This is a genomic window from Paenibacillus sp. ALE3, assembly GCF_054113405.1.
Genome location: NZ_CM134214.1, coordinates 1,580,423 through 1,581,426, shown reverse-complemented (window position 1 = coordinate 1,581,426; position 1,004 = coordinate 1,580,423). Strand labels below are relative to the sequence as shown.

Below are 1,004 nucleotides of genomic sequence, written 5' to 3'. Positions count from 1 at the left end.
TCATCCACCAACTCCTCAAAACACAAAATTTAAATACAACATGAGCTAAATGCTTCACGATGTCTATTTTGAACTACTGTTTCACGTTTGAAGCGTTGCCTAATCGAAAGTAGCAAAGAAAAAACGAGTGATGAGAAAGGCTATGTGCCCCTTTCACACTCGTTTCCAGATTCCCATGAACAACCGTAAAAGGCGTTCAACAAATCTCGATAAATTAATCTATAAAAAATTGTTATTTTCCAAACAGGTTGATAATTCGTTCTTTAACCTCGGCTTGATGAAAGGTCTTCTCATGCATAATCAGCTCTTGTTCTACGATTTTGGGAAGCTGAGCTCGGAGTGGAGCAACCAGATGATCCTTTAACGTGATTAATGAAAATCTGGGTTTCTCGGCAAGCTGTCTAGCAAGGTCCAACCCATAGCTCATCACTTCTTTGCGAGGCAGAACTGGAAACGGCACTCCCCGCTTCTCCAGTTCTGCACCTCGGTAATTCCCCCCATTTAACAGTAATTCTTCTCCCAGGCTGAACCCCAGTTTTTGGGGAATAATGAACGTCGCACCCATTCCCGGTGTGAATCCATATCTCATAAAATTAGTCGTGTACATACTTTCCTTGCTCAGGATTACGAAATCAGAAAATAGCCCCATGACAAAGCCCCCACCAACCGCATGTCCCTGCATGGCAGCTATCACTGGAACTTTGCAGTTCAATGCCAGAGAGTAAATATTTTCATCAGTAAACTTCGATGTTCCTTCATGTATAGCCAATAGTCCTTCTTGCGTCCCACCAGTGGCAAAGTAGTTGTCATACCCTGTTAGAATTACGACTTTGCAGGTCGAGTCATCCTGGATCGTATGGAACGCTTCTCTAAGTCCATGAGTCATTTCAAGTGTAAATGTATTTTTATGAACTCTATCTTGCATTGTTACTTGAATAATCCCTCGCTCGATCTCAAGTAACTCAACCACAGATTGTGACATGATGATCTACTTCCCCCTAAGC

1 protein-coding gene is annotated in these 1,004 nt (G+C 42.3%); it reads right to left on the bottom strand.

Going from position 1 to position 1,004, the window contains the following annotated elements:
- Positions 1-232: 232 nt before the first annotated feature.
- Positions 233-982 (bottom strand): polyketide synthase, encoded by a 750-nt coding sequence (locus tag ACXHJ2_RS07240; RefSeq protein WP_064962171.1) that lies wholly within the window; start codon positions 980-982, stop codon positions 233-235.
- Positions 983-1,004: the final 22 nt, after the last annotated feature.